This is a genomic window from Arthrobacter sp. TB 26 (assembly GCF_000427315.1).
Classification (GTDB): Bacteria; Actinomycetota; Actinomycetes; order Actinomycetales; family Micrococcaceae; genus Arthrobacter.
Genome location: NZ_AUPJ01000207.1, coordinates 11,447 through 19,903 on the forward strand (window position 1 = coordinate 11,447; position 8,457 = coordinate 19,903).

Here is an 8,457-nt window from a genome sequence, read left to right on the forward strand (position 1 = left end):
AGCGGGCGCGGAGGGCGGGCTCGGACAACCAGCGCCGCAGCACGTCCGTGAGTGGCGCCGGGTCCGCACTGAGCGCGACGGCGGCTCCCGGCAAGACGGCAGCATGGTCCGGCGCGGGCCTTGGATCAGGGGTGCCGGCCGCGAGCGCTTCGACGGCGCCGGTGCCGGCCCGGACCACCACCGGCACACCCCGCGCAATCGACTCCGTGACCACCAGCCCGTAGGTCTCAGCCTGCGAGATGAGCAGGCTGAGGTCGGCTGCTGCCCACTCCGCCTCCAGCGCCGGGCCCCGCAGCTCCCCGGGGATCCTTACGCGGTTCTGCAGCCCCAGCCGTTGCATCGTGCCCCGGAGGACCGCGGCATAGGCGGGATCCGCGGTGTCGGAGCCGATCAGGGAGGCGGTCCACGGCAGGTCCTGCAGGGCGGACAGTGCGGCGAGGAGCGTTGACTGGTCCTTGTTCGGCAGCAGGGCCGCCACGGCAATCAGGTGCGGCGGCTCCGATCCGGAGGCCAGCGCGGCGGTGTCGGTGCCGGGCAAGGCAACCCGGAGGCCATCCATTCCGTGCCGGGCCCGGATGCCGNCCGCCGCTGACGTGCTGGTGCAGATCACCCCGGCCGCTTCCCGTAGTGCCCGGCGTTCCAGACGGGCGTCATGTGCCACGTCATCCAGAGGCATGTGCAGCAGGATCCAGGCCGGGCGTCCGGCGGCCGCTGCGGCCGCGAGTTCCTCCGGCGCCCCGCACGCGAGCAGTCCGTCCACGACGGTGACCGTGCGTCCGGTGCCGTCGCGGCCATCGCCGTCGCCGTCGCCGTCGCACAGAAGGGCGCCCAGCCGCCGCCGGTCCCCGGCGCTGCCCACCGGCCAGTCGCCGTCGACCGGGCAGGTTTCAACGTCCACGCCCAGCGCGGCAAGCTCCCGGGCGAGGGCGGCGTTGTAGACGTTGCCGCCGGAGTTGTGATGCACGTTGCCGGGCACCACCAGGCGGACGCGGAGGGCGTCCGGCTGCAACCTGCTCCTGGCTGGCGCCCCGTTCCTGGCGGGCACCGAAGTCCTAGCTGGCCTCAAAGTCGAGCGAGTAGCTGGCCCAGGCGTCCGGGGTTTCGCGCAGTGTGACGTCCAGCCCGGCGAGCTCGCGCCCGTCCGCCCCCGTGCGGATCCTGGCCGCCACGGCGTCGGCGATGTACTGGGCCAGGGCCTCGGTGGTGCTGAGCCTGCCGGCGAAGTCCGGGTGCTCGTCGAGGTTCTTGTAGTTCAGGCCTTCGAGGATGGAATCCAGCACCTCGCCGGCCTCGCCGATGTCCAGGACGATCGAGTCGTCGTTCAGGGTCCGACGGCGGAAGGTCACTTCCGTGACGAACGTGGCGCCGTGCATGCCCTGGGCCGGGCCGAAGGCGGGGCGCGGGAGGCTGTGGGCGATCATGAAGTTGCGGCGGACGGTCAGGCTGAACACGGATTTACCTCGTGGCTTCTGTTGTGGCTGGGTCGATAGCGGGGTCTCCACTCACCGGGTATTCAATAACGTGGCAGAGCGCGTCCAGTGTGCCGTCGGAGAGCCGCTGGACGACGTCGGGCAGCTCCGCGAGCGGGGATGAGCCGGTGAGGAACGCGTCGAACCCGGGATCGCGCAGCAGTGAGACGGCCAGCTGGAGTCGGTCGGCGTTGGTGCGGCGGTGGCGGTGTGCCCGGGCCACGACGCCCACCTGGCTGGCACGGATGGAGAGCCGGCGCGCGTGGAAGTCTTCGCCCAGCGGCACGGTGACTTTGCGGTCGGCGTACCAGGACATCTCGATGACGTCGCCGTCGTCGCCCGCAAGTTGCAGGGCCCGGCCGAGGCCCGCCTCGGAGGCGGAGCAGTGGATCACGATGTCGCAGTCCGGCAGGGCGTCGTCGGGGTGGCTGAATTCGACGCCGAGCGTTTCGGCGAACGCCCGTTTGGCCGGGTCGACGTCGATCAGCTGGAGCCGCCCGAGCGGAAAGGAGCGCAGGAGCTTGGCCACCATGCCGCCGATGAGGCCTGCGCCGATCACGGCGACGCGGTCGCCGAGGCGGGGCCCGGCCTCCCAGATCCCGTTGATCGCTGTCTCGACGGTGCCGGTCAGCACGGCGCGGCGGGCGGGAACGTCTTCCGGAACCTCGGTGAGCGACTCCACCGGGACGACGTAACGGTCCTGGTGCGGGTAGAGACAGAAAACGGTCTTCCCCAGCCAGTCAGCCGGGCCGGCCTCGACGACGCCGACGGAGAGGTAGCCGAACTTCACCGGGGACGGGAAGGAGCCTTCCTGGTTCGGGGCGGCCATTTCCTCCGCCACGCACTCCGGGACGCGGGCATTGTGGACCACCAGCTCGGTGCCCTTGCTGATGCCGGAGTAGAGGGTGCGCACCAGCGCTTCGCCCGGGCCGGGGGCAGGCAGGTCCTCGCGCCGGAGCTCCCCCTTCTCGGGGCCGACGGTCCAATATGCGGTGGCTGTGGCGGGCTGTGCTGGTAGCTGGTCTGAATTGCTCATCTTGCTGACGAATCTAGTCCCCTGCCCCTTCACGGGGAAGTCCCGGCCGTCCCCGGGCGCGGCGCCGCCCGGGGACCGGACGGACGGCGTCCGGGGTCTGTTGGGGCGCCGTTTTGTGGATGGGCGCTTTGCTCCGGTAACCTATTCAGGTTGGTGACGTGTCCGAGCGGCCGAAGGTGCAACACTCGAAATGTTGTTTGGTGTCAAAGCCAACGTGGGTTCAAATCCCACCGTCACCGCCAAAATAGCGAGGCCCCTGGTTTCCTTTGTTTACAGAGGAGGCCCGGGGCCTTTGCTTTATCTAGACGGCCCTCAGTGGTCGCCGCCCGCATGAAGCAGCCGACCAGCCCGCTTGCTCCCGCAGGGTCCGGGCCAAAGAAGCCCCGCCGGCTACTAGAGCTGGCGGGGCTACTTCCTTGTTCCTACTTCTCGCAGGCGATCCCGTCGCCGTCTCGGTCCAGGCTTCGGCTGTATCCGGGCTGTCCCGCGTAGATCGGAGCAGCCCCCGCCTGCTTTACCGCGGTGCAGTTGGCGTAGTAGGCGGCAGGTGCCGGCGGTACGTAGGGTGCGGGCGCCGGTGCAGGTGCCGGCGGTACGTAGGGTGCGGGCGCCGGTGCAGGTGCCGGCGCTACGTAGGGTGCGGGCGCCGGTGCAGGTGCCGGCGCTACGTACGGCGCGGGCGCGGGGGCAACAACAACCGCTGCCGCCGAGGGCACAGGTTCGGGTGCTGGCGGAGCCTTTTCACTGGTCGGGGCAAGTTGACCGGTGCAGTCGCCCAGGATTCTTGCCATGGCGTCATGTTCGGCTTGGGTTACCCACAGACTATAGGTTGCCTTGACGGAGATCTGTCGGGCCACGTACTCGCACCGGTAGCTCTTATTCGGCGGCAGCCACGTCGCGGCGTCTCCGTCACCCTTCTGCATATTCGTCGGCCCATCGGTGGACTGAAGGTTGAGGGGGTCATTCGCGAAGGACGTGCGCTGCTCAAGGCTGAGCTGCTGTGCGCCCTTCTGCCAGGCGTCGCTCAATGCCACAACGTGGTCAATTTGTACGGCAGAACTTGTAGCTGCGCCGCGCAGAAAGTTGATGCTCTTGCCGGTGTAGGGATCCGACAGGTTTCCGCTTTGGACCTTGCAGGGCACGCTGTTCGTGAACTTCACGTCCGTCAGGTCCCGCTTGAGTGTGTCGTTTCTCGTGTCGCAGCCATTTCGATCGACGTCCGCCCATGCCTGGCCGAACATCGCACGGTCGTAGCCGGTCTTTGGAGCGCGGCCTTTGATCACGAGGGTATCGAGAAGATCAAGTGCTTTGGTCGCGTAAGCAGGCTGGGTTCTAGGGGCGGCGTAGCTGACCCCTACGGCCACATCCGAGTTGTTATCCGGGTCCAGCGGAGCGCCGGTCTCCGTGGCGGACGCCTTTGGGGAGGGAGTCGAGGAAGTTGTTGCGGAACTGGACGGGCTGGCGGCCCGCTTCTCGCTATCTGAAGCTGCTGAGGCATCCAGATTCTCTTTAGGTTTCGCCGTTGTGGTGAGGCCGCCAACCATGACGAGTACCAGTGACGCCGCAAGGACGATGCCGCCCGTTTTTCTTCCGCCGGGCAGGCGTGCCCAGGAGCGACGGCCTGTGGCGAGGACGAACAGACCCGTCATGGCAGCGAATATGCCGAGGAAAATCAGTGCCCCACCAATTCCACCGGTGGCACCTCCGAGAGCCATGAAAATCAGGGCGAGGGCCCCGACGACGAAGGTGGATGCTTTCGGTTTCTTGGGAGGCTTCGGCGCCTCCACCGATAGGTCCCTCGGGCCTAAGAGCGATTTGTAAATATTCAATTGGTGTTCCCCCATTTTGCAGCACCGCAGCGTCTTCGCTCGGTTCCAGACTTAGGACGCTGTCTAGCGCCTAGGGGAGTATATGGCTTTACTTACACTTTCAACCTTCTGTGAAGGCATTCGCTGTGAGGTGCGGGGCCAAGCGCCCGGATTGAGGGGATTCATGCGCGGGTCAGCGTAAGACCTGACCGCGGAAGTTTGCGACCGGCAGGGTGCCGCACCCACCAAAGATTCCTGCAGCTGGCTCCATCGTTTTGAGACCATGGAGCCAGCCTTTGCGGAATCCGGCTCGATCGGTACACCGAAATGGTCTCTCCCCAGAAAGATGCCCGGGCCAGATCCCAACGCAAGAGTAAACGGCTTCGCTTGGGCGGGCAAGAGGTTTCAATGTGAATTGAAAATTCTGCCGCTTTGTGATTAAAGCCCCCCGCGCATTCCACATTTCCGGACCCGACCCAGAAGTGAACTAGCCGGCCGGGCTCACAAAGTCCTCCAGCACCGACCGGTCGAAGAAACGGATCTCGCCGGTTTCCGGAAAGAACACAGGAACGACGGAAGTGCTGGGGTCCTTCGAGGTTTCGTAGATTTCGGGGGCACCCCCATGCCTGCGGGCAATAGTGCCGACCAGGTCCGTACCGCGGACCTTGACGGTCCGATATTTGTAGCTCATTAGGGCTCCTTTGGTGACGTGGGACACAGCCTACCCCCGAAGGCCGGACGGCGCGGGGCGCCCGGCGGGTGCGTCATGGAAGAACGACCGGCCCGCACTGGGGCACAATGCGTTCATGACCAATGACGCTCCCCGCCCGGTCTACTTCCTTTCGGACAGTACGGGCATCACCGCAGAAACGCTCGGCAACACCTTGCTGACGCAGTTCCCCGCGAACGATTTTGACCGCATCACGGTCCCCTTCATCACCACCGTCGACCAGGCACGCGCCGTCGTCAGGGTCATCGACAACCGTGCGGCCGCCGGCCTGCAGCCGATCGTCTTTTCCACTGCCGTCGGCAGCGACATCCGCCAGACCCTGGGCACCTGCAAGGGAATCATCGTGGACCTCATCGGGACGCACGTCGGCCAGCTGGAGCGGGCCCTGGGCACCGAAGCCAGCGGGGAACCGGGCCGGGCCCACGGACTCGGCAACGCCGCCCGCTACCAGTCCCGGATGGCCGCCGTCGAATACGCCATGGAGCACGACGACGGCGCGAGCCTGCGCGCGCTCGAAAAGGCCCAGGTCATCCTGGTGGCCCCGTCCCGCTGTGGCAAGACGCCCACCACCATGTACCTGGCACTGCAGCACGGCATCTTCGCCGCCAACTTCCCGCTGGTGGACGAGGACTTCGAACGCGAGGGACTCCCCAAGCCGCTGCGGCCGTTCGTTTCGAAGTGTTTCGGCCTCACCACCAATCCCCTGCGCCTGAGCCAGGTCCGCACCGAACGCCGCCGCGGCTCGCCCTACGCGTCGCTGCGGCAGTGCGGCTTCGAGCTCCGCAGCGCCGAACGGCTGTACGTGTCCCACGGAATCCCCTACCTGAATTCGGCCAGCGTCTCCGTCGAGGAAATGGCCGCCACCATCCTCCAGAAGATGAACCTTAAACACTAGGGAAGCTGTTCACAAGTGTTGCGTGGACCACATCATGTGGAAACAGCGGCGCAGACCTGTCACTGTGGACAGGACTTGCGCCCATCAACCGGCGATCGCCCCATGCGGGGCGGCGATACCCCTATGCCACCATCTGCAAAGGAGCAGCAACCATGACGACAGACATCCTGTGGTTCTCAGAACTCGGCCTCAAGGATCTGGACCGGGTGGGCGGCAAGAACGCCTCCCTTGGCGAGATGGTGCAGAACCTGACCTCTGCCGGCGTCCAGGTACCTGACGGCTTCGCCACGACGGCGGATGCCTACCGCAGCTTCCTGGCTGACTCCGGCCTGGACCAGAAGATTGCCGACAGGCTGGTGGGCCTGGACACCGACGACGTGACGGCCCTGGCAGCAGCGGGGCAGGAGATCCGCACGCTGATGCGCGAGACGCCCTTCCTGCCGGACTTTGAATCCCAGATCCGCGCCTCCTACCAGAAGCTGGTGGACAAGCACGGCGGCTCCGACGACCTCTCCTGGGCCGTCCGCTCCAGCGCGACGGCCGAAGACCTTCCCGACGCTTCCTTCGCCGGACAGCAGGAAACCTTCCTGAACGTCCGGGGCATCGAGAACATCCTGGTCGCCATCAAGGACGTCTTCGCGTCCCTCTACAACGACCGGGCCATCGCCTACCGGGTGCACCACAAGTTCGAGCACGCCGAAGTGGCACTCTCCGCGGGCATCCAGCGCATGGTCCGTTCCGACGTCGGCGCCTCCGGCGTGATGTTCACCATGGACACCGAATCCGGGTTCCAGGACGCTGTCTTCGTGACCTCCTCCTACGGCCTCGGCGAAGCCGTCGTCCAGGGCGCCGTCAACCCGGACGAGTTCTACGTCTACAAGCCGGCCCTGAACGCAGGCCGCCCGGCCATCCTCAAGCGCGGACTGGGCGAAAAAGCGCTCCAGATGACGTACACGAGCAACCGCGAAATCGGCCACACCATTGATTTTGTTCCGGTTGAGGCGTCGCTGCGGAACCGCTTCAGCCTCACGGACGACGACGTCGAGCAGCTCGCCCGCCACGCCGTCGCCATCGAGAACCACTACGGACGCCCCATGGACATCGAATGGGGCAAGGACGGGATCGACGGCGGCCTGTACATTCTGCAGGCACGCCCGGAGACCGTGCAGTCCCGCAGGACCTCCGGCAGCCTGAGCCGCTTCCTCCTGAACGGCACGAGCAAGGTCCTGGTCGAGGGCCGCGCGATCGGCCAGCGCATCGGCGCCGGCAGCGTCCGCATCCTCACCTCAATCGACCAGATGGCGGCCTTCAAGACCGGCGACGTCCTGGTCGCGGACATGACCGACCCGGACTGGGAACCGATCATGAAGCGCGCCTCCGCGATCGTGACCAACCGCGGCGGACGCACCTGCCACGCGGCGATCATCGCCCGCGAACTGGGGATTCCCGCCGTCGTTGGTACCGGATCTGCCACGGATATCCTCTCCGACGGACTCGACGTGACCGTCTCGTGCGCCGACGGCGAGACCGGTGTCATCTACGAGGGGCTCCTGGACTTCAGCGTCGAGGAAACCGAAATCACCCAGCTGCCCGAGGCCCCCGTCAAGGTCATGATGAACGTCGGCACCCCCGAGCAGGCCTTCACCTTCGCGCAGCTGCCCAACCACGGCGTGGGCCTGGCCCGGCTGGAATTCATCATCAACCGGCAGATCGGCATCCACCCCAAGGCGCTGCTGAACCTGGCGGACCAGCCGGACGAGGTCAAGGCCGAAATCCGGGAGCGGATCGCCGCCTACGACAGCCCGCGCGATTACTACATCAAGCGCCTGGCCGAGGGCGTCGCAACCATCGCCGCGGCGTTCGCGCCGGAACCGGTGATTGTCCGGATGTCCGACTTCAAGTCCAACGAGTACGCCAATCTTCTCGGCGGACCTGCCTACGAGCCGCACGAAGAGAACCCGATGATCGGCTTCCGCGGCGCCTCGCGGTACCTGGAGCCGTCCTTCCGGGACTGCTTCGACCTCGAGTGCGAGGCCCTGTCCTTCGTCCGCAACGAGATGGGCCTGACCAACGTCAAGCTGATGATCCCGTTTGTGCGCACCCTGGACGAGGCCAGCGGCGTCATCGACCTGCTCGCCGAGAATGGCCTGCGCCGTGGCGAAAACGGCCTCGAGGTCATCATGATGTGTGAGCTTCCGTCCAACGCCCTGCTGGCCGACGAGTTCCTCGACTACTTCGACGGCTTCTCCATCGGCTCCAACGACATGACCCAGCTGACCCTGGGCCTGGACCGGGATTCCTCGATCGTCGCCGGCAGCTTCGACGAGCGCAACCCTGCCGTCAAGAAGCTCCTGAGCATGGCCATCAAGGCATGCAAGGCCCGCGGCAAGTACGTTGGCATCTGCGGGCAGGGGCCGAGCGACCACCCGGACTTCGCCGAATGGCTGGTCGAGGAAGGCATCGACTCCGTCTCGCTGAACCCCGACACCGTGGTGGAAACCTGGATCCGGCTCGCCGGC

The 8,457-nt window shown here is 66.3% G+C and carries 7 protein-coding genes and 1 tRNA gene; 3 read left to right on the top strand and 5 right to left on the bottom strand.

The genetic code is table 11. The annotated features are described in order from the left end of the window. The 3 genes from K789_RS26550 to K789_RS0107415 all read right to left on the bottom strand — a co-directional run. A partial coding sequence (locus K789_RS26550; RefSeq protein ID WP_416352794.1) for a glycosyltransferase occupies positions 1–1,009 on the bottom strand: 1,009 nt, incomplete at its 3' end. A 43-nt stretch (positions 1,010–1,052) separates the two neighbouring features. Further along, entirely contained in the window at positions 1,053–1,451 is a 399-nt protein-coding gene (locus tag K789_RS0107410) for a 6-pyruvoyl trahydropterin synthase family protein (RefSeq protein ID WP_024366209.1), read from the bottom strand. A gap of 4 nt (positions 1,452–1,455) precedes the next feature. Further along, on the bottom strand, positions 1,456–2,505 hold the full coding sequence (locus K789_RS0107415) for a dehydrogenase (RefSeq protein ID WP_024366210.1): 1,050 nt from the start codon (positions 2,503–2,505) through the stop codon (positions 1,456–1,458). Between the two features lie 152 nt (positions 2,506–2,657). On the opposite strand from K789_RS0107415, the gene K789_RS0107420 reads away from it, so the two are divergent. Next, a tRNA-Ser gene (locus tag K789_RS0107420) sits at positions 2,658–2,747 on the top strand. 180 nt (positions 2,748–2,927) lie between these two features. Here K789_RS0107420 and K789_RS0107425 read toward each other — a convergent pair. Both K789_RS0107425 and K789_RS0107430 read right to left on the bottom strand, forming a co-directional pair. Further along, positions 2,928–4,334 (bottom strand): GmrSD restriction endonuclease domain-containing protein, encoded by a 1,407-nt coding sequence (locus K789_RS0107425; RefSeq protein WP_024366211.1) that lies wholly within the window; start codon positions 4,332–4,334, stop codon positions 2,928–2,930. A gap of 466 nt (positions 4,335–4,800) precedes the next feature. Continuing rightward, entirely contained in the window at positions 4,801–5,004 is a 204-nt protein-coding gene (locus K789_RS0107430) for a hypothetical protein (RefSeq protein WP_024366212.1), read from the bottom strand. 115 nt (positions 5,005–5,119) lie between these two features. Between K789_RS0107430 and K789_RS0107435 the strand changes: the two genes are divergently transcribed. Both K789_RS0107435 and ppsA read left to right on the top strand, forming a co-directional pair. After that, a complete protein-coding gene (locus K789_RS0107435) occupies positions 5,120–5,938 on the top strand; it encodes a pyruvate, water dikinase regulatory protein (RefSeq protein ID WP_024366213.1) in 819 nt (272 codons plus the stop codon). A 152-nt stretch (positions 5,939–6,090) separates the two neighbouring features. Continuing rightward, the coding region (ppsA, locus tag K789_RS0107440) for a phosphoenolpyruvate synthase (RefSeq protein ID WP_024366214.1) at positions 6,091–8,457 on the top strand (2,367 nt) is incomplete at its 3' end.

Coding starts and splice junctions, on each gene's coding strand:
- K789_RS0107430 (WP_024366212.1), bottom strand. CDS start 5,004: ATGAGCTACAAATATCGGACCGTCAAGGTCCGCGGTACGGACCTGGTC.
- K789_RS0107415 (WP_024366210.1), bottom strand. CDS start 2,505: ATGAGCAATTCAGACCAGCTACCAGCACAGCCCGCCACAGCCACCGCA.
- K789_RS0107435 (WP_024366213.1), top strand. CDS start 5,120: ATGACCAATGACGCTCCCCGCCCGGTCTACTTCCTTTCGGACAGTACG.